Origin of the sequence: Leclercia adecarboxylata (assembly GCF_035787115.1) — a bacterium.
GTDB lineage: Bacteria > Pseudomonadota > Gammaproteobacteria > Enterobacterales > Enterobacteriaceae > Enterobacter > Enterobacter adecarboxylatus_E.
In genome coordinates, this window is record NZ_JALKTL010000001.1 from 276,506 (window position 1) to 296,136 (window position 19,631).

The 19,631-nt window shown below is 56.5% G+C and carries 16 protein-coding genes and 1 pseudogene; 11 read left to right on the forward strand and 6 right to left on the reverse strand.

Features of this window, described 5'->3' with window-relative positions; genetic code table 11:
• The 3 genes from MXM41_RS01375 to MXM41_RS01385 form a co-directional block, all read right to left on the reverse strand.
• Positions 1–1,413 carry a sodium:solute symporter family protein gene (locus tag MXM41_RS01375; RefSeq protein WP_325929439.1) on the reverse strand — a complete coding sequence of 471 codons (1,413 nt, stop codon included), beginning with the start codon at positions 1,411–1,413 and terminating at the stop codon, positions 1–3.
• 77 nt (positions 1,414–1,490) lie between these two features.
• Positions 1,491–2,375, reverse strand: coding sequence for a dihydrodipicolinate synthase family protein (locus MXM41_RS01380; protein WP_325929440.1), 885 nt, complete (start codon positions 2,373–2,375; stop codon positions 1,491–1,493).
• A gap of 17 nt (positions 2,376–2,392) precedes the next feature.
• Positions 2,393–3,538: an iron-containing alcohol dehydrogenase gene (locus MXM41_RS01385; RefSeq protein ID WP_325929441.1), complete on the reverse strand. Its 1,146-nt coding sequence runs from the start codon at positions 3,536–3,538 to the stop codon at positions 2,393–2,395.
• Between the two features lie 172 nt (positions 3,539–3,710).
• On the opposite strand from MXM41_RS01385, the gene dtnK reads away from it, so the two are divergent.
• From dtnK to MXM41_RS01400, 3 genes are read left to right on the forward strand one after another with little or no spacing between them, the layout of a single operon-like run.
• Positions 3,711–4,931, forward strand: a complete 1,221-nt coding sequence (gene dtnK / locus MXM41_RS01390; protein ID WP_325929442.1) for a D-threonate kinase — start codon at positions 3,711–3,713, stop codon at positions 4,929–4,931.
• Positions 4,924–5,910 carry a D-threonate 4-phosphate dehydrogenase gene (locus MXM41_RS01395; RefSeq protein WP_325929443.1) on the forward strand — a complete coding sequence of 329 codons (987 nt, stop codon included), beginning with the start codon at positions 4,924–4,926 and terminating at the stop codon, positions 5,908–5,910. Before dtnK ends, MXM41_RS01395 begins: the two co-directional genes overlap by 8 nt.
• A gap of 1 nt (position 5,911) precedes the next feature.
• The gene (locus tag MXM41_RS01400) at positions 5,912–6,673 is read left to right on the forward strand and encodes a DeoR/GlpR family DNA-binding transcription regulator (RefSeq protein WP_325929444.1); all 762 of its coding nucleotides are present in this window, start codon (positions 5,912–5,914) and stop codon (positions 6,671–6,673) included.
• Positions 6,674–6,677: 4 nt separating this feature from the next.
• Here the strand turns inward: MXM41_RS01400 and MXM41_RS01405 are convergent, their stop codons facing one another.
• Positions 6,678–7,622: an L-lactate dehydrogenase gene (locus tag MXM41_RS01405; RefSeq protein WP_325929446.1), complete on the reverse strand. Its 945-nt coding sequence runs from the start codon at positions 7,620–7,622 to the stop codon at positions 6,678–6,680.
• A gap of 150 nt (positions 7,623–7,772) precedes the next feature.
• Between MXM41_RS01405 and MXM41_RS01410 the strand changes: the two genes are divergently transcribed.
• Positions 7,773–8,255 (forward strand): GNAT family N-acetyltransferase, encoded by a 483-nt coding sequence (locus MXM41_RS01410; RefSeq protein ID WP_325929447.1) that lies wholly within the window; start codon positions 7,773–7,775, stop codon positions 8,253–8,255.
• On the opposite strand, the gene ptrR is transcribed toward MXM41_RS01410, so the two are convergent.
• Positions 8,209–9,087, reverse strand: a complete 879-nt coding sequence (gene ptrR, locus MXM41_RS01415; RefSeq protein ID WP_325929448.1) for a putrescine utilization regulator PtrR — start codon at positions 9,085–9,087, stop codon at positions 8,209–8,211. The genes MXM41_RS01410 and ptrR overlap by 47 nt on opposite strands.
• Before the next feature lie 99 nt (positions 9,088–9,186).
• On the opposite strand from ptrR, the gene sad reads away from it, so the two are divergent.
• A complete protein-coding gene (sad, locus tag MXM41_RS01420; protein WP_325929450.1) occupies positions 9,187–10,569 on the forward strand; it encodes a succinate-semialdehyde dehydrogenase in 1,383 nt (460 codons plus the stop codon).
• A 72-nt stretch (positions 10,570–10,641) separates the two neighbouring features.
• On the opposite strand, the gene MXM41_RS01425 is transcribed toward sad, so the two are convergent.
• Positions 10,642–11,523 (reverse strand): BRCT domain-containing protein, encoded by an 882-nt coding sequence (locus MXM41_RS01425; protein ID WP_325929452.1) that lies wholly within the window; start codon positions 11,521–11,523, stop codon positions 10,642–10,644.
• A gap of 543 nt (positions 11,524–12,066) precedes the next feature.
• On the opposite strand from MXM41_RS01425, the pseudogene fic reads away from it, so the two are divergent.
• The 6 genes and pseudogenes from fic (at position 12,067) to MXM41_RS01455 (ending at position 19,631) form a co-directional block, all read left to right on the forward strand.
• Positions 12,067–13,141 (forward strand): annotated as a pseudogene (gene fic, locus MXM41_RS01430) (protein adenylyltransferase Fic).
• A gap of 118 nt (positions 13,142–13,259) precedes the next feature.
• Positions 13,260–14,837 (forward strand): methyl-accepting chemotaxis protein, encoded by a 1,578-nt coding sequence (locus tag MXM41_RS01435; RefSeq protein WP_325929453.1) that lies wholly within the window; start codon positions 13,260–13,262, stop codon positions 14,835–14,837.
• A gap of 63 nt (positions 14,838–14,900) precedes the next feature.
• Positions 14,901–15,827 carry a glutaminase B gene (glsB, locus tag MXM41_RS01440; RefSeq protein ID WP_325929454.1) on the forward strand — a complete coding sequence of 309 codons (927 nt, stop codon included), beginning with the start codon at positions 14,901–14,903 and terminating at the stop codon, positions 15,825–15,827.
• Positions 15,828–15,988: 161 nt separating this feature from the next.
• Complete coding sequence (locus MXM41_RS01445) at positions 15,989–17,440, forward strand: diguanylate cyclase domain-containing protein (protein ID WP_325929455.1); 1,452 nt, start codon at positions 15,989–15,991, stop codon at positions 17,438–17,440.
• Positions 17,441–17,621: 181 nt separating this feature from the next.
• Positions 17,622–18,614 carry a diguanylate cyclase gene (locus tag MXM41_RS01450; protein WP_325930813.1) on the forward strand — a complete coding sequence of 331 codons (993 nt, stop codon included), beginning with the start codon at positions 17,622–17,624 and terminating at the stop codon, positions 18,612–18,614.
• Positions 18,615–18,665: 51 nt separating this feature from the next.
• Positions 18,666–19,631 (forward strand): sensor domain-containing diguanylate cyclase, encoded by a 966-nt coding sequence (locus MXM41_RS01455; RefSeq protein WP_325929456.1) that lies wholly within the window; start codon positions 18,666–18,668, stop codon positions 19,629–19,631.

Sequence of the window (19,631 nt, forward strand, 5' to 3'; positions counted from 1 at the left end):
TCAGACTCCATTATGTTGAACAGGGGCAGGCGCTTTACGATCCGCTTTATTTGGGATGATGCGGTCGAGAACCATAATCACCGCCGGGGTGATCAGCGCAATGTACATATTGTTAATACCAAAGGGATCGCCCAGCAGATACCACAGCGAGGTCATCACGCAGGCACCAATCAGCCCGGCGTTGGCACCGCGGGTGCTCTTAAAGAACGGGGCGTAGAAGGCGATCACCGCTACCACCGAAATCGACAGACGAATGGCGCGGGTAAAGAATGACAGCTTCAGTACCTCCGGCACCAGCAGGACGAAAATCAGCGGCAGGAAACCAATCAACAGGGAGAGCCAGCGGGTCGCTTTAAACTCCTGCTCCGGGGTAGGGTTGCGGTACGGGACATAGAAATCTTTTACCACCAGCGAAGCAATAGCGAGGGCCACGGTGCTGACGCTGACGAAAATTGAGGCCACAAGTGACGTTGTCACCAGGCCGGCCAGCCACGGATTCATGTCCTGCAGGAAGATCGGCATGGCGTACAGGCTGTCGATCTCCGGGTGCAGATATTTCGCCGCCACGCCAATCACCGCAATGGCCAGGGCAATCGGCAGGCAGAAGAAGAAGGCCACCCAGGTGGAGCGTTTGGCCGACTTCACATCTTTAGTGGAGGAAATCGCCTGAATCACAAACTGGGTGCAGAAGATGGAGCCGATGGTGCCAATCAGCCATGCAAAGATAGTGCTGGCGCCGATGTTGCCGTCCCAGGTCCAGTAGTAAGAAGGCATCTGCTCAATCATTGGCGTAAAGCCGCCGGTTTTGGAGAGCGCGAAGCCCATGATCACCAGTATGCCGAAATACTTCAGGGCGCTGTGCAGCAGCGTCACCCAGGCCACCCCCTTCATGCCGCCAAAGGCGAAGTAGAAGGTACTGACCACCGCAGTAATAAATGCAGCCACCGGCAGGTTCACCTTCAGCACGGTGGAGATCGCCGCCGCGCCGGAGACGTAGTTACCGACGTTCACCAGCAGCAGGGCGTAGATCATAATAATTGAGATGATGTTTTTGGTGCTGTTGCCGTACTTCTCGGCAATCGCTCCGGAGATGGTGATTTTGCCGGTGTTATAGATGCGCTTCACCAGCAGCAGGCCGAACAGCGGGAAGCCAATCGCCGCGCCAATAACCGACCAGGAGGCGGCAAAACCATCCTCGAACGCCGCCTGGGCGGTACCGATGGTGGATTTGGCCCCGATGTATTCCGACATCAGCAAGATCCCAACGATAAAGGCCGGCATCGCGCGGGAACCTTCCATAAAATCACCGGTGTTTTTACTGCGCAACCGGAAGGTCAGCCAGGTGGTAAACAGAATGTAGACAATCACAATGCCTACGATGATCAGGGTATCTTCAGCGGTAAAATTGTTCATCTTTGCCTCTCTTCAGGGCGTAGGAAACCTGGGCACACGCGGTGCCCGGTATTCTTATGGACGAAATCAAACGCCGGTTACTGCAGTGACTTCGTCACTATCTGGCGGATCTGTTCAGTCTGTTGCGCATCGAAAGCCACGGCGTAGCGGCTTTCACCTACCTCTTCGCCCATCACCTGCAGCGCTTTTTTCACCGCCGCCGGAGAGAAGGCCACTTTATACAGATTTGTACGCAGTTCAGTCACGCCATCCTGCGCCTGACGCGAGCCGTCAATATCGCCCGCATGGAAACGCGTCCAGATGGCGTTGATGGCCTCCGGCGCCACGTTCGCCAGGCCGGAAATACAGGCGGAACAACCGTCGACAAAGCCCTGATGGATCAGGGAGTCCGGGCCGTTAAGCACGTCGAAATCGTCGATGTCCTGTGCCGCCTTCAGGAATCCGCTCAGGCTCTCGTAACTGCCCGCGCTGTCCTTGATCCCGATAATATTCGGATGGGAGGCCAGCACCCGGGCGGTCTGCGGCTCGATAGCATTGCCGGTACGCGCCGGGATGTTATAGAGAAATACCGGCACGGAGAGGGCATCGGCGATGGCGGTGTAGTGGGCGATCAATTCCGCCTGGGTCAGCGGCACAAACCACGGGGTGATCGCCGAGACGGCGTCAACGCCCAGGGTTTCAACCTGCTTACCGAGACGGATGGTGGCGCGAGTGGAGATCTCCCCGATATGGGCTACCACAGGCGCACGTCCGGCGACCTCTTCCACACAGGTGCGGGTGACGGCCACTTTTTCCTCTTCGGTCAGCACAAAAAACTCGCCGTTGGTGCCGCCGCAGAAGATGCCGTTACCGGCTGCTAACTGCCGCTGGATCTGGCGCTTCAGCCCCGGCAGATGCAGGGCGCCATCCGCCGTAAAGGGGGTGACGATCGCCGTCAGCACGCCTTCAATCTTGTTACGCATGATTCACTCCTTCGATATTAAATTTTGGGGAACAGGGTCTGGTAGATCCCCTGTACCTCGGCATGGCTGACCTGACGCGGGGCATTGTTCATCAGGCGTTTTACGTTCAGCGCGGCATCGCTCAGCGAGGCGATATCATCCCGCGGGACGCCCAGCGTCTCGAGGTTGTCCGGCAAATTGAGGCGACGCACCAGCGCGGCAAACCAGTCCACCAGCGCGTGGGATTTTTCCTCCACCGACAGAGTGGTATCGGCACCAGGCACCAGATCCCACACCTGCGCAAATTTTTCCACCGCGTCCGGGCGCACCACGCGCATGCAGGGGGCCAGCAGAATGGCGTTGGCCACCCCGTGCGGCAGGTGATATTTGCCCCCCAGCGGATAGGAAAGGGCATGCACCAGATGGGTTCCGGCATGGGCAATCGCCACGCCGCCGTAGTACGACGCCCACAGCATCTCCAGCTTCGCCGCCAGGTTTTGCGGCTCGGCACAGGCGGTTTCGATATTGTTCAGCAGTTTACGCAGGCCAATCAGCGCCGCGTTATCGCTTACCGGGTTGGCGACGGTGGCGGTGAAGCACTCGATCAGATGGCACAGGGCATCGATTCCGGTGGAGGAGGCAATGTGCGGCGGCATGCTGGTGGTCAGTTCCGGCAACAGCGCCACGTAATCCGGCAGCAGGACCGGGGAGATAATACCGATTTTGGTGCTCTGCTCAGGAATGGCGAGGATCGCGTTCGGCGTGGCTTCGGAGCCGGTACCGGCGCTGGCCGGGATCAGCAGTGACGCGAGGCGCACGGTCGGCTTTTCGCCCGCCATCAGGGCGTCCAGCCCGGGCGTTGCCGGATGGCACAGCACGGAGAGCAGTTTCGCCACATCCAGCACGCTGCCACCGCCCACGCCCACCACCAGATCAAAAGCGGTGCCGTCGAGCTCAGCCAGCAGAGCGCGAACGTCATGGTTGGTTGGCTCCGGCGGCACGCTGTCAATCACGCTGACGCTGCGGTTGTCAGCTTCCAGCAGGGCGCGGATGGCGCGGGCGGCGTCCAGACGGGCGATATTACCGTCGGTGACCAGTAAAAGGCGCGATTTGCCTGCCAGCAGTGGCGCGAGGGCCGGGATAGCACCCGCACCGCTGATAATCGTACTGTTAATGGTTAACACATTGCTCTCCTGTTGCTGTGTCTGTGATTGATTTCGCTCAAAACAGGCAATCACAGTCATCGTGTGTCTAAATTTATAATTTATTCGCAAACCGAATAACTTGATCTTGCTCACATATAATCAATCATGATTGAATATAATCATTAACAGGAAATGCCAACCCGGAGTGGGGATGAAAGAGAACAACCTGAACAGAGACGTCGTGGTGATTGCTGACGACTTTACCGGTGCCAACGATGCCGGGGTAAGCCTGGCCTTAAGCGGCAAAAAGGTCAGCGTGGCTTTTAAGACGCCCTTTACCGACCCTACCGATGCGCTGGTTATTAATAGCGACAGTCGGGCAATGGGGGCATCAGAGGCCGCTGAAAAACTGGCGCAGTACGCCACCGATATTCATGCCGCGCAATGGCTGATTAAAAAAATCGACTCGACGCTGCGCGGCAATCCGGGCGCGGAGATCGAGGCGCTGCTGACCCTCAGCGGTAAACGCCAGGCGATTATCGCCCCGGCGTTCCCGGCCGCCGGGCGCACCACCGAGAACGGCCTCTGCCTGGTAAAGGGGGTACCGGTGACGGAGACCGAGTTTGCCAGCGATCCGAAAACCCCGGTGCGCCACGCTCAGATAGCAAAAGTACTGGCGGAGCAAACCGCGCTTGAGAGCCGGGTGGTGACCCCGGCGCAGCTTGCCACGACATTACAGAGTGATGCACGTCTGGTGATTGTGGATGCGCAAACCGACGAGGCGCTGGATCAGATTATCCAGGCGGTCTTTGCCTGCGATGAGCGTCCGCTGCTGGTGGGCTCCGCCGGGCTGTGCGACGCCCTTGCGCGCCGTCTTGCCACCCCGCGCCAGCTGCTGGCGGTGATCGGTTCGATGAGTGAAATTGCTCAGCAGCAGATCCAGCGCGTGCGCGGTCAGCACAATGTCAGCACTGTATTAATAGATATCAATGATGTGTTTAACGAGGCGATGGCGGACTACCAGCAGCAGATCGCCGCGGCGCTGGCCGCGGGGCAGCACTGTGTGGTGCACACCTGCGCCGATACCCAGGCCCGGCATCAAATTGACGCCCTGTGCCAGCAGCGCGGATTAAGCCGCGCGGCGCTGGGGGAGACCATCAGCGCCTTTCTGGGTGAGCTGACGCGTAACGCACTGGAAACCAGCCGCCCGGCGGCGCTGTATGTCTCCGGGGGCGATGTGGCGATGGCGGTGGCCAGCACGCTTAATGCGCAAGGTTTTGCCATAACCGGACAGGTGGCGCAGTGCGTGCCGTTCGGTCGATTTTTGGGTTGTCGCTGGCAGGGGCCAGTCATGACTAAAGCGGGCGGTTTTGGTACTGAAACCACGCTGCTTGAGGTTTTGCATTTTATCGAGGAGAAGATGAGTGACTAATATCATTGCTGTAACGATGGGTGACCCGGCGGGCATCGGCCCGGAAATCATTATCAAATCCCTGACCGAGAGCGAGCTGTCCGGCGCGCCAGTGGTAGTTGTGGGCTGTGCCAGAACCCTGCAACGTGTGCTGGAGAAAGGCATCACCGCTCCGGCGGAGTTACGCGTGATTACCCGCGTCAGCGATGCACAGTTCGGCCCGGCCATCATCAACGTGCTGGATGAACCGCTGGCGGAGCCCGACAGCTTACAGCCCGGCGTGGTGCAGGCGCAGGCGGGCGATCTGGCCTACCGCTGCGTGCGTCGCGCCACCGAGCTGGCGATGGCGGGGGAGGTGAAAGCCATCGCCACGGCGCCGCTGAACAAAGAGGCGCTGCATCTGGCGGGCCACCACTATCCCGGCCACACCGAGCTTTTGGCACACCTGACCGACAGCAAAGATTACGCCATGGTGCTCTATACCGACCAGCTGAAGGTGATCCACATCACCACCCATATCGCGTTGCGCAAATTCCTTGATACCCTCAACCAGGATCGGGTAAAAACCGTGATTGGTATTGCGGATACCTTCCTCAAACGCGTGGGCTACAGTAATCCGCGCATCGCCGTGGCCGGGGTGAACCCGCACGCCGGGGAAAACGGTCTGTTTGGCGACGAAGAGATTAAAATTGTAGGCCCGGCGGTTGAAGCGATGAAGGCCCGGGGACTGAATGTTTTTGGGCCGTGCCCGCCGGACACGGTGTTTATGCAGTGCCACGAAGGCATGTACGACATAGTGGTGGCGATGTATCACGATCAGGGTCATATTCCGCTAAAATTACTCGGTTTTTACGACGGGGTGAACATCACCGCCGGGCTGCCGTTTATCCGGACTTCTGCCGACCATGGCACCGCGTTCGACATTGCGTGGACAGGTAAAGCGAAGTCTGAGAGCATGACGGTTTCTATCCAGTTAGCGATGCAAATCACACGGGAATAATATGAAGGGATATAGCCGGTTAGAACAGATAATGGACTACCTGAAAGGGCACAATCTGGTGACGGTGGATCAGCTGGTGGCGGCAACGGATGCCTCGCCTGCGACCATTCGCCGCGATCTGATTAAGCTTGACCAGGAGGGAGTCATCAGCCGTACCCACGGCGGGGTCACTCTGAACCGGTTCATCCCTTCCCAGCCCACCACCAGTGAAAAGATGCACCGCAGCCTGGCGGAGAAACACGACATCGCCTGTGCCGCGGCGAGCTTTGTCAAAGCCGGGGACGCGGTGGTGCTCGATGCGGGCACCACTATGATTGAGCTTGCGCGTCAGCTGACCCATCTGCCGCTGCGGGTGATCACCAGCGATCTGCATATTGCCCTGTTTCTGTCCGAGTTTAAGCAGATCGAAGTGACGATCATTGGCGGGCGCATCGACGATACCAGCCAGTCCTGCATTGGCGAGCATGGCCGCCGCATGCTGCAGAACATCTGGCCGGATATCGCCTTTGTCAGCTGTAACGGCTGGGATCTTGAGCGCGGTATCACCTCCCCGACGGAAGAGAAAGCGGCGCTGAAGCGCGATCTGATTGCCAACGCCCGACGCCGCGTGCTGCTGGCCGACAGCTCGAAATATGGCGCCTGGTCGCTGTTTAACGTAGCGCACCTTAACTCGCTGACGGATATTGTCACCGATAAACGCCTCGATGAAGGGGTGCAGCAGACCTTAAGCCAGCTGGATGCCACCCTGACCTTAGCGCCTTAACGGCTCAGGGCAGACGGGCGATATTGGCTTTGATCACTTCCGCCGAATGGCGGAATTTTTGTTGTTCCTCTTCTTCCAGCTTCAGCTCGATGATCTGCTGAACGCCGCTCTGGGCCAGCACCGCCGGCACCCCAATCGCGACCCCTTCTAAACCGTACTCACCGTCCAGCACGCAGGAGATCGCCAGCGCCCGGTGGCTGCCGGTGAAGATATTGCGGCAGATCTCGGCGATGGTCGCGGCGATGCCGTATTCCGTACAGCCCTTGCGGGCGTATATCTCAAAGCCCTGCTTGCGCACGCGTTCGGCCAGCGCGTCAACATCCAGCGTCTGGCCGGTGTGGCGCTGATAAACTTCGGCAACAGGTGAGCCGTACACCGTCGAATGCGACCAGACCGGGAACTGCGTATCGCCATGCTCACCCAGGATAAAAGCGTCGATGCTCTGGGCGCCGATATCCAGCGCCTGCGCCAGGGTGCGACGCAGGCGGGTGGTATCCAGCCAGACGCCGGTGCCGATAACCTGATTACGCGGCAGGCCGGAGAGCTGCCACACCTGCCAGGTGATGATGTCGCAGGGGTTAGTGGCAATCAGAAAAATGCCGTTAAACCCGCCCGCCATCATCTGCGGGACAATGCCTTTGACGATACTGGCCGTGGCGGTCAGCTCGTCGAGGCGCGTTTGTCCGGGTTTCAGGGCACCACCGGAGACGGTGATCACCGCGATATCCACATCGGCACAGTCGCTCACCTCGCGGGTGGAGATGCTCATCATGCCGGGCATATAGGCGGCGGCGTCTGCCAGATCCCAGGCATGGCCTTCGCTGCGCGCCTGGTTGATATCCACCAGCAGCAACTCTTCGCAGATATTTTGATTTAACAGGGCGTAAGCCGCTGAGGTGCCGACATTTCCGGCGCCGATAATCATCACTTTGCGGGCTTTGGTGTTCATTGTTTTTCCTGAGGTTTTACGGTGATAAGCCTCAAACTTACGCCGCCGTAGCAGGCGGCGCAATGGTCAGGTGCCGCTATAAGTTAAAAATATGCCGTTGCGTTTGCTTCCCGGGGTTAAGGTGGAGAAAAACGACAAAAGGAGCCTGCCATGTATTCCATTACCTCTGAATCACCCGCACATCCGGATATTACGAACCTGATTGCCGCCCTGGATGATTATCAAAGCGCGCTGTATCCCGCGGAGAGCAATCATCTGCTGGACCTTGCCGCGCTGCCTGCGCACAGGCTGATCATGATGGTGATCCGCGATCGCCAGCTTAATGCGGTCGGCTGCGGCGCAATCGTGCTGAACGGCGACGGCAGCGGCGAGATGAAACGGGTCTGGATCGATCCAACGCATCGTGGACAGCGGCTGGGTGAAAAGCTACTGGCGGCGCTGGAAGATGAAGCCCTGAGCCGCAGCTGCCATACCCTGCGGCTGGAGACCGGGATTAAACAGCTACCGGCCATCCGGCTCTATGAACGCTGCGGATATCAGCTGCGCGAGGCGTTTGCGCCATACGCGCCCGATCCCCTGAGCCTGTTTATGGAGAAGATGCTTGTGGCTGATCTTCGTTTAGCAGCGCTATAAACGCCTCCAGCTGCCGGGTCATCGCCCCCCGGCGCCACACCAGCCAGGTGGTGAGCCAGCGCCAGTTTTCTGCCAGCGGCCAGGCTTCCACCTGCTGATGTCCGGGCATACTTTCCAGCATTGAACGCGGCATCAGCGCGATGCCCGCCCCGGCAATTACGCAGGCCAGCATACCGTGATAGGACTCCATCTCATGGATGCGTCCCGGCGTGGCGCGATCGGCGTGAAACCAGCTTTCGAAATGGCGGCGATAGGAGCAGTTAGCGCGAAACGCATAGATATCGCGCCCGCTGATTTCGGTGGCCCGCACGACTTTCGCATGACCGGCTGGCACCACCAGCATCATCTCCTCCCGGTAGACCGGCATACCCTCCAGCTCCGGATGGGTTAAAGGCCCGTCGACAAACGCTGCGCTCAGCGTTCCTTCCAGCACCCCATCAATCATCGTCCCCGAGGGGCCGGTCGCCAGGGCGAACTGAATGCGCGGGTAGCGCTGGTTAAACTGCGCCAGCGAGGCCGGGATACGTACGGCCGCGGTGCTCTCCAGCGAGCCGAGGGTGAACAATCCCTGCGGCTCATCGCCCGCCACCACCATCCGCGCTTCATCCACCAGGGCCAGAATTTGCCGACTGTAGCGTAAAAAATTATGCCCAGCCGGGGAGAGGCGCAGCCGCTGGTTCTCGCGAATAAACAGCGCCACGCCGAGATCGGCCTCCAGCTGTTTGATGCGGGTAGTGAGGTTGGAGGGCACGCGATGCACTACCTGCGCGGCCTGGGTAATGCTGCCGGTTTGGGCGACGGCGTTAAACATCTCCAGCTGGGTCAGATCCATATCGTTCTCGATTCGTGAATAAGGTGGTTATTATTATTCATTTTTAAGAAATAGCAGAGTGCGTCACACTAAATCAACACTCAATTTACGGAGCACATCATGACGATCTCTTCTGCGACACATGCCCTGACCATTAACCCGGCTAACGGCGAAACCCTGGCCACCTGGCCGTGGGCGACCGCTGCTGACATTGACCATGCGCTTACGCAGACCGATGCCGCTTTTCGCTACTGGCGCGCCGTGCCGGTGATGGCGCGTGCGCAAAAATTACGGGATCTGGGTGCCGCGCTGCGCAACCGTGGCGAAGAGATGGCCCGGATCATGACCCGTGAGATGGGCAAGCCCATCGCCCAGGCGCGCGGGGAGGTGGCTAAATCCGCCAGTCTTTGCGACTGGTATGCCGAACAGGGGCCTGCGATGCTGAAAACCGAAGCGACGCAGGTGGCCGACGCGGTGATTGAGTATCGTCCCTTAGGCCCTGTGCTGGCGGTCATGCCGTGGAACTTCCCGCTGTGGCAGGTGCTGCGCGGCGCCGTGCCCATTCTTCTGGCGGGCAACAGCTATCTGCTGAAGCATGCCCCGAACGTGCTGGGTGCCGCGAACCTGATTGAACAGATTTTTAATGACGCCGGTTTTCCGCAGGGGGTGTTTAGCCAGCTGAATGCCACCAATGACGGAGTGAGCCAGATGATTGCCGATCCGCGCATTGCGGCGATCACCGTCACCGGCAGCCTGCGTGCCGGGGCCGCCATTGGCGCACAGGCCGGTGCCGCGCTGAAAAAATGCGTCCTTGAGCTGGGCGGGTCCGATCCCTTTATTGTTCTGAACGATGCCGATCTCGATCTGGCGGTAAAAGCGGCGGTGGCCGGTCGGTATCAGAACACCGGGCAGGTGTGTGCGGCGGCAAAGCGCTTTATCGTCGAAGCGGGTGTGGCCGATGAATTCAGCCGCCGTTTTGTCGATGCGACTTCAGCCCTGAAAATGGGCGCGCCCGACAGCGAAGAAAATTATCTCGGGCCGATGGCGCGTTTCGATCTGCGCGACGAGCTGCATCAGCAGGTTCAGGCCACCCTTGCCGAAGGCGCTACCCTGTTGCTGGGCGGCGAGAAGGTGGCCGGGGCAGGTAACTACTATGCGCCGACCGTGCTGGGTAACGTCACCCCGAATATGACGGCGTTTCGTCAGGAGCTGTTTGGCCCGGTGGCGGCCATCACCGTGGCAACCGATGCCGATCACGCGCTGGCCCTCGCCAACGACAGTGATTTTGGCCTCTCTGCAACGGTGTTTACCCAAAGCCAGGAGACGGCGGATCGCTTTGCCCGTCAGCTCGAGTGCGGCGGGGTGTTTATCAACGGCTACAGCGCCAGCGACGCCCGCGTGGCGTTCGGCGGCGTGAAGAAAAGCGGCTTTGGCCGGGAGCTGTCGCACTTTGGCCTGCATGAGTTCTGTAACGTGCAGACGGTGTGGAAAAACCGGGTTTAACAGTGCGCGCCTCTAATGGCGCACATTAACCCTCGAGTCTTCAGCTCCTGAAGACTCGAGGGTTATAAACAGCTAAGCCATGAATCTTTGCCATTGTTCTTCGCTAATGATCTTTAGCGGAATATTTTTATTATCTCTATACTCTACAGCCTTTTCTATTTTCCTTCCGTAGCTCTGATACATCCAGTCTTTAGAACTTAAGGTCCCAACAATAAGATAATTGATTTTCATTGTTACGTTGTCACATACCGTTGCGCCTGCTGCTTCAATAGTGGCTTTGCATTTGCTCCTTTTGCCATACAGGAAGTCACCAGTGAGGCATACAATTGCTCCCGTAAGATCTAACGACTCAATAACATCTACAGGTAATCTGGTAGACATACCATCAACTATTCCTGTTGCTAAATCACACCCCGTATAAGCAGTGAGCCCTTGTTTAAGTGATTCACGCTCTTCTGGAGTGATCACTCCATCTTTCAGAATTTCGGAAACAAGCTTGAACAGCTCTTTGCCAGGGTAATTATTCTTTAACGTACCATTATTGGTTAGCCACCAATTGAGATATCTAATTTCATCATCGACCAATTGATGATCGGCAAGCATTCCTTTGCACAGTCCCTCAAGAAGGTGGCGGTCTGCTTCAACGGAATAAAGATCCAAATCCGGCATATCAATCAATTGTTTTTGAATTTTGAGAAGATCAGCCTTGAACACTTTTAGTTCAGTATCCGTTATTACATCAGCCGAGAGGACATCCTTAGCCCTGTTGCGTATTGCCTGCACGCAATAATTGCGGCTTAGTAAGTCGGCCTCCATAAGCCATGTATCAAGATAAAGAATTTCTTTTTTATTAGTATTTCCGTCACTTATGATTCCATCAATTATACTAATAAGATTGGCGAATAACTTATCTTTATTGTGTGCATAATTGAATTTACTGTATTCAGTATCCATACGTTGCCTCATTTAAATCCTGTAAAATCCCGGGTAGCTTACGAAGCGTTTACTATCAGAACCCCAGTTTTTGTCATTATTGGAGACTGATTATTAACTCTTAGTCATTTGGTGGATGAATGGCTTATTCATCAGTAGGGTGATATGTGCCTTGGATGTTATCTTAAAAACCTTCTCTAAACTGAGAATGCATCATAGCCCATGCGAATAGTATGTAAAAGCACTACTGAAATAACGGTGTTTTAAACGGTAGTAAAAAAATATATTTAACAATTGGTTACACTGCAACTATTCGGTACGGTTAAGTAAAAGCTTTGCAATTTTATGGATAACCTTATGCAGTGCTGATTTCGTACTGAAAAAGTCATCACTCAGGATTGTTAAGCCCTGACAAACAGAACCTTTGGACCAGAACGTTTTATGGCCTCGACATGTTTGCGAGATATGTCAATAAAATGCAATTTTTTAAATATATGTTCGTGACATGTTTATTCCATCGACCCAAAATAGCTATATGTCGATAAAAATGGTTTTTTTTAACATATGAGCTGGAATCCTGTCGTACCCTATAACGAACTTCCCGCGCTCCCCCGATCTGGAAAGCATTGAAACACGCAGAGTACTCAAAGCTTGTATTAGTGCGCGCGCAGCGATTGCAGAGCTAAAAACTGCGGGCGAATTGATACCCGATCAGAGTTTGTTGATAAATATCCTTCCAGTGCTGGAAGCAAAGGACTTTTCCCGTATTGAGAACATTGTGACCACCAGCGATCAGCTTTTTCAGTATGTTGACCGTGCCGAAAATGCCGATCCCGCTACAAAGGAAGCGCTACGCTACCGTACAGCGTTATACGATGGATATCTCCATCTCAATAGCTACCCCTTGTGCACCAATACCGCGATAAAGATTTGTACTGCGCTACGGGCCGTACAAACCGATATTCGTAAAACGCCGGGTACAGTTTTACGCGATCAGAACGAGGATGTGGTCTATACCCCGCCTGTTGGCGAAACAACTATCCGCGATCTCCTGGCTAACTGGGAGCGCTTCCTCCATGCCGAGGATGATGTCGATCCGCTGATCGAAATGGCAATCTCCCACTACCAGTTTGAGTGCATTCATCCGTTTCCCGACGGTAATGGGCGCACGGGATGGATCCTGAATATCCTGTATTTGATTCAGACAGGATTATTGTCATCGCCCATTCTTTATTTGTCTCGCTTCATTCTGGCAAGGCGTAACGATTATTACATCTTATTACGAAATGTGACTGCGAATGGGGATTGGCAGTCATGGATACTTTTTGTACTCGAAGCGGTAGAAAATACGGCGAAATGGACAACGAAGAAGATAGCAGTAGTTAGGGAACTGATAGCGGAAACCACTGAGTACGTGCGTAAGGCATTACCCAAAATTTATACTCACGAACTGGTGCGGGTACTCTTTGCCCAACCCTATTGCCGGATAGACAATCTCGTAAAGGCTGGCGTGGCAAAACGTCAGACGGCTTCATCCTACCTCAAGCAATTAGTAGAGATTGGTGTGCTGGAGGAAATGAACGTTGGTCGTGAGAAGTTATATATCAATACCCGATTATTACTCGAATTAAATCATTAGAATTTAAAAGGGAGTCGCAAGTCTTTTACCGCCAGCCCCTTGTCATTATTCTGAAATAGTTCTGTCATTTTCACTGCGTAGACTCGCCCCCGTCTAAGGCATTGTTAATGAAGAAATTATGAACTTAATGCAAATTTTTCGCCGCATTACTCCCCGGCAGTTTGGTTTGCTGGCGGGGATTTTCTGTATCATCGGGCTCTTTTCCGCGCTACAAATCTCTTCATCACTTTTACTTTCCGTCTCGCTGCGCGATGCCCAGCGCAATGAACAGCGCAATCAGATGGCTTATCTGCAACAGGCGAAGGTCGATCAGGCGCGCATCTCGCTTCTGGCAGCAAGCGATCTGCTTAACCGTGCGGGCGTGTACTTTATGCAGGATAAAGAGACCGGATCGGAGGGCAGCTGGCACAGCCTGATGGATGAGGCGCAACAGGCGCTGCGTGATTCTCAGCAGGCCTGGCAGGCATGGCAGGCGATGCGCCCGCCGCAGGATGAGGCACTGCTCAACAGCTACCAGCTGTTTTTCGATGCCATCCGCGAGCTGGCCGACGGGCTGGTGAACGGTCAGTCGATTGATGCCTTCTTTGCCGTGCCCGCCCAGGCGTTTCAGGCAGATTTCAATGACAACTATGCCCGCTATCAGCAGGCCAGCGCCCAACGTGCGGCAGAAGGGCGGCAGCGGCTGACGGCCAGTCTCTCCAGCCTGCAATCGCTGTTTCTGCTGGCCCCGGTGATCCTGCTGGCGATCGCGGTTGCGGTGTGGTTTGGCATGTCGCGCTGGGTGATCGTCCCGCTGCGTCGCCTTATCGCCCACATCAATCTGCTGGCGGCGGGAGATCTCTCTGCCCCGTTACCGCCCCTGACCCGTTTTAACCGCGAGATTGCGCAACTTGGTGGCAGCGTTGATACCCTCCAGCAGGGCCTGCAACAGCTGGTAACCCAGGTCAGCGAGGCGACCACCGCGATGGTGACCAACATTGGCTCGCTGGCGCAGGGTAACCAGGATCTGTATCACCAGTCTGCGCGCCAGGCGCAGGAGCTGAAAGAGGTCACGGCACATATCGCCGCGCTGGAGACCCACGTCGAGGGGAATAGCGGCTATGCAAAACTGGCGAGCTCGCGAGCGGACGAGGCGCGGGAGATGGCGGCAGGGGGTGACCGGATGATGGAGACGGTCAACGCCTCAATGGCGGCGATCGTGGAGCGTTCTTCAGAGATGCGCGGCATTGTGGCCATCATCGATAACGTGGCCTTCCAGACCAATATTCTGGCGCTGAATGCGGCCATCGAGGCGGCCCATGCCGGTAATCAGGGGCGCGGCTTTGCCGTGGTGGCGCGGGAAGTGGGCCTGCTGGCGCGCAAAAGTAGCCATTCGACCCAAACCATCCAGCAACTGATCAACCATTCGTTGCAGGGCATCGAGGATGGCTCGAAGGCCGTCACCCGACTGGAGGATAATCTGCAGCAGGTGATCGGTCTGGTGGGCAATCTCTGCAGTCTGCTGAATGAGATCTCCGTTGCCACCCTCAGCCAGGGCGACAGCATCCACCGCATGACCGGCCAGCTGCAGGCGCTGAACCAGGTGGCCCGCCAGACCGATATACTGGTGAATACCGCTTCTGAAGCCTCCCGGCGGTTGCATGATGAATCCGGCCTGCTGTTACAGGCGGTCTCGCGGTTCCGACTTCCTGCCTGACGTCATCCATACGCCTCTGTTATACTCGCAGGCCGTTTTTGGCCTGTGAGCAAGGAGCCACCGATGGCTGCGAACATTAACAATCAGATGCTGGATGCTATTCTGGCGCAAATCCGTCCTCTGTTGGGCAAGGGTAAAGTGGCCGATTACATTCCCGCGCTGGCCTCGGTCAACGGCAACAAACTTGGGATCGCCATCAGTACCGTGGACGGGCGGCGCTTTCAGGCTGGCGATGCCACAGAGCGTTTCTCCATTCAGTCGATATCAAAAGTTCTCAGCCTGGTGGCGGCTATGCGCCAGTATGACGAGGACGAGATCTGGCAGCGGGTGGGGAAAGATCCCTCCGGCCAGCCGTTCAACTCCCTGCTGCAGCTCGAGATCGAACAGGGCAAACCCCGCAATCCCTTTATCAACGCCGGGGCGCTGGTGGTGTGCGATATGTTGCAAAGCCGCCTCAGCGCGCCGCGACAGCGTATGCTGGAAATTGTACGTCAGCTCTCCGGGGTGAGCGATATCGGCTACGAGGCCGCTGTCGCCCGTTCAGAGTTTGAACACTCGGCGCGCAATGCGGCGATAGCCTGGCTGATGAAGTCGTTCGGCAATTTCCATAACGACGTGCCAACGGTGCTGCAAAACTACTTCCACTACTGCGCGCTGAAGATGAACTGCGTTGAACTGGCGAACACCTTTCTGTTTCTGGCCGCTCAGGGCTATGCGCAGCATCTTTCTCAACCCGTCGTTACGCCGATGCAGGCCCGGCAGATTAATGCCCTGATGGCGACCAGCGGTATGTATCAGAATGCCGGTGAGTTTGCCTGGCGGGTGGGGCTGCCTGCAAAATCGGGCGTCGGGGGCGGGGTGGTGGCCATCGTCCCTCACGAGATGGCAATTGCGGTCTGGAGCCCGGAGCTGGACGACGCGGGGAATTCCCTTGCGGGTGTCGCGATGCTGGAACACCTGACCCAGCAGCTGGGGCGTTCGGTCTATTAATCACAGCATGAGCCGTCAGCCTGAAGGCACAATTGATAAGACAGCTAACTGGATGATGATCGTTATCCCCTTAATGTGATATACATTAATCCCAAACTTTTAACATTCATCGGCTCGGATGCTAAGGCATTGTTAAAAGCAACCCTATGGATTGATATTGCATGCCTTCTGCTGAAACCAGAACATTCACACTTTTTCAGCCGCACAGCCCGTTCCGAAATGCGACGGCAATATTTTTATTGACCACGCTGTTCTATTTTATCGGCGCGCAGCTTCGTCTGGTGGAGGCACTCTCGCTGTTCTGGCCGCTCAATGGGGTCATGGCCGGGGTGTTTGCCCGTTACGCCTGGCTGAACCGCCTGCACTATTACGCCATTGCGTATATTGCCATGCTGGTGTACGACCTCATCACCACCGAATGGGGGATCGCGTCACTTGGCATCAACTTGTCCAATATGGTGTTTATTGTCACCGTCGCCGTGCTGCTTCAGCGTGATAAGCGGCTGAACATCAGCACGCCCGATCCGGTTAACGCGCTGCGGCTGTTTAATTACTGTCTGCTGGCCGCGCTGTTGTGCGCTCTGGTGGGAGCCACGGTGTCGGGCGGGGTGTCCAACCGAAACTTCTGGCCGCTGGTGGCCGACTGGTTTAGCGAGCAATTTTCCACCGGGGTGTTGATTGTACCGTGCCTGCTGACCATCACCTGGCCTGCGTTCAACCGCGCGTTGCGCATCGACCATCTGATGCCGGTGGTGGCGCTGATTATCTCGGTGATCGCCTCGGTGGCGATTGGCGGGGCCGGGGCGCTGGTGTTTCCACTGCCGGCGCTGATCTGGTGTGCGGTGCGTTATTCTCTGCCTGCGACCTGCCTGCTAACCTTTGTCACCGGGGCGGTGGAGATCACCCTGGTGGCCAACTCCATCATCACCATCGTGGCGACCACGCCGCTGACCACCCCGATGATGTTCTCAGCCCGTCTGGGCATTGCCACCATGGCCATCTGTCCGCTGTTGGTGTCGGTCAGTATGGCGGCGATCAACTCCCTGATCCGCCAGGTCTCCCTGCGTGCCGATTACGATTTTCTGACTCAGGTTTATTCCCGCTCCGGGCTGTATGAGGCGCTAAAAAATGACGAAGGAAAGCGCAAAAGCCCGCGGTTGACCGTCATGCTGCTGGATATCGACTACTTCAAAAGCATCAATGATAACTATGGCCACGAGTGCGGTGATACCGTTCTGGCCGCCTTTGCGCGCAAAGTGCAGGAGACGGTGGGCAGCGAAGGGCTGGTGGCGCGCATGGGTGGCGAAGAGTTTGCCGTGGTGGTGAACGCGGTTTCTTCTGAGCAGGCTTACGCCCTGGCGGAACGGATACGCACTTCGGTTGAACAACATCCGTTCAGCTGGCGCGGGCAGTCGCTTTTTCTGACCGTCAGTATTGGTCTGGGAAGTGGAAAATCCGAGCCGTCACAGTTGACGGAGGTCTTTAATCGTTTGATGACCGAAGCGGATGAATATCTGTATCGTTCGAAAAAAGCAGGCCGAAATCGCACCAGCGCCCGAATGACAGAGTTAAAAACTGCCGGACAGCGCACCGAGCCGACTGAACAGCTGTAATCGTTTGCCTGGGCGGAGAGACATCCTCTGACATATATTCACAAAGCTTATAAATCCCTTGATACGCTTTTTCATCGTCAATAATATGAACGGGTGATTATATCGGAAAAATCGTGTGATGAACGGAACTGACGGACTCAGTAAATCCCCTCGCGTGCCTGGCAGTCGGTTTATCAAACGCATGTATCTGATGCGAGTGCTTGGAACCTTTCTCTGCTTTATACCCATCCTCTCTGTCCTGCTTGAACAACATCGTTCGGGCTGGCTGATGGGTCTGCTTGCGCTCAACGCCTTTGTCTGGCCGACGCTGGCCTGGTGGCGTGCCCGCCGCTCGCCGACGCCGCTCCATACTGAGCATCAGAACCTGGTGCTTGACGCCGGGGCAGGCGGATTCTGGATCGCCATGATGGCGGCGAACCCGCTGCCTTCTGTCGCTATTGCCACTATCCTCCTTGCCGACCGGCTGGCGGCGGGCGGTTTTCCGCTGATGAAAAAGGCTGGCGCGGTGATGGTAACGGTCTTTATGGCCAGCTGGCTGACACAGGGGATGGCGCTGGTGCCCTGGATATCTCAGCGAACCCTGTACGCCACGCTGCCGCTGATCGCTATCTATACCGTGGCGCTGAGCGTGCTTACCAACGGTATTGCCGTGCGGCTGCGCTTTAAATCCCGCGAGCTTGAGCGGATTGCGATGATGGATCCGCTGCTGGACATCGCTAACCGACGTCTGCTGGAGAAACGTATTGACCATGAGTTGCATAAACTGCAGCAAACCTGTCGCGATTCGGCGCTGATGTTTATCGACATCGACAATTTTAAAGACGTCAACGATCGCTTCGGGCATAAGGTGGGGGATATGCTATTAGTGACAGTGTCACAAATTTTGCGCATTGCCACCCGACAAAACGATACTCCGGCAAGACTGGGCGGAGATGAGTTTGTGATCCTGCTGCCTGATACCACCCTCGACGAAGCGCGAATAGTCGCCACCCGGATCATGGAAGCGGCTGCGGTGATTGAGGATGTCGCGGAAGAGGCCGTTCCCTGCACGATGAGTATTGGCATTGCCTGCGCAACCCGAGAGATGGGAAATGTTACAGACTGGTTACAGGCAGCCGATGCCGCGTTGTATCAGGCGAAGCGCGATGGTAAAAACCGCATATTTGCTCACTAACCGGGCTCAGGATGCGCTAAGCTTTTAAAAAGCCTGACGTCCGGAGCCCGTATGAAATCACCTTCACTCCCCAAAAATGAAGCAGAGCGTCTCAGCGCTTTGCGTGAATCCGGACTGCTTGAACCCGAAAATCACCCCACCTACGCGCGTCTTACCCGGCTGGCGAGACGTCTGTTCGGCGTGCCGGTGGCGATGATCAATCTGGTTGACGAGCATGTTGTGGTCGTCAAATCCACCGATGGCGGTGACCCGACCAACCTGCCGAGAAATCTCTCTTTTTGTGGGCATACCGTCCTCAGCGAAGCCCCCCTGGTAATACCCGACACCTTAGACGATGCCCGCTTTGCCGATAACCCCCTGGCAACCGATGACAACCCTGTCCGGTTTTATGCGGGTTACCCGCTGCGCCTGCCCAATGGGGCTACGGTGGGGTCGCTGTGCATTATCGACCATTTTCCGCGCCCCTTTGCGCCGTCTGACATCGAGGCGCTGGCAGATCTGGCGGCGCTGGTGGAAGTGGAGTTTGCCGCTTCCTGTGCCAGCATTACCGACCACCTTACCGGGCTCTACAACCGCCGGGGCTTTCATCATCTGGCCACCTATGCCATTCGCGCCGCCCGGCGGCGGGCCGAACCCTTGACCCTGGCCTGGCTGGATCTCGATCGCTTTAAGCAGATCAATGCGCGATATGGTCGGATTGATGGCGACAACGCCCTGAAGGCGATGGCCGGTTTGCTGAGTTCCACTTTTCGCGAGGCCGACGTGCTGGCGCGCTACGGCGGAGATGAGTTCGCCATTTTGTTTGCCAACAGCGACGAAAAGGGGGCGTGGATCGCCATGCAGTTTCTTACCGAACAGGCGGCGAACTGGAATGAGCATGCTGAATATCCCTGGGCGCTCTCGTTCTCCTGGGGGGTAAGTGAGTTTGACCATGAGCGCGACGATCTGGAGAGCTGGCTGAAAACCGCCGACCAGATGATGTACTCCATGAAACAGCAGCGCGGCACCGGCTGTTGA

Excerpts from the sequence above, each read along its gene's own strand:
- MXM41_RS01375 (WP_325929439.1), bottom strand. The coding sequence starts at position 1,413 with ATGAACAATTTTACCGCTGAAGATACCCTGATCATCGTAGGCATTGTG.
- MXM41_RS01380 (WP_325929440.1), bottom strand. The coding sequence starts at position 2,375 with ATGCGTAACAAGATTGAAGGCGTGCTGACGGCGATCGTCACCCCCTTT.
- dtnK (WP_325929442.1), top strand. The coding sequence starts at position 3,711 with ATGAAAGAGAACAACCTGAACAGAGACGTCGTGGTGATTGCTGACGAC.
- MXM41_RS01400 (WP_325929444.1), top strand. The coding sequence starts at position 5,912 with ATGAAGGGATATAGCCGGTTAGAACAGATAATGGACTACCTGAAAGGG.
- MXM41_RS01405 (WP_325929446.1), bottom strand. The coding sequence starts at position 7,622 with ATGAACACCAAAGCCCGCAAAGTGATGATTATCGGCGCCGGAAATGTC.
- MXM41_RS01410 (WP_325929447.1), top strand. The coding sequence starts at position 7,773 with ATGTATTCCATTACCTCTGAATCACCCGCACATCCGGATATTACGAAC.
- ptrR (WP_325929448.1), bottom strand. The coding sequence starts at position 9,087 with ATGGATCTGACCCAGCTGGAGATGTTTAACGCCGTCGCCCAAACCGGC.
- sad (WP_325929450.1), top strand. The coding sequence starts at position 9,187 with ATGACGATCTCTTCTGCGACACATGCCCTGACCATTAACCCGGCTAAC.
- MXM41_RS01425 (WP_325929452.1), bottom strand. The coding sequence starts at position 11,523 with ATGGATACTGAATACAGTAAATTCAATTATGCACACAATAAAGATAAG.
- MXM41_RS01435 (WP_325929453.1), top strand. The coding sequence starts at position 13,260 with ATGAACTTAATGCAAATTTTTCGCCGCATTACTCCCCGGCAGTTTGGT.
- glsB (WP_325929454.1), top strand. The coding sequence starts at position 14,901 with ATGGCTGCGAACATTAACAATCAGATGCTGGATGCTATTCTGGCGCAA.
- MXM41_RS01445 (WP_325929455.1), top strand. The coding sequence starts at position 15,989 with ATGCCTTCTGCTGAAACCAGAACATTCACACTTTTTCAGCCGCACAGC.
- MXM41_RS01450 (WP_325930813.1), top strand. The coding sequence starts at position 17,622 with ATGTATCTGATGCGAGTGCTTGGAACCTTTCTCTGCTTTATACCCATC.
- MXM41_RS01455 (WP_325929456.1), top strand. The coding sequence starts at position 18,666 with ATGAAATCACCTTCACTCCCCAAAAATGAAGCAGAGCGTCTCAGCGCT.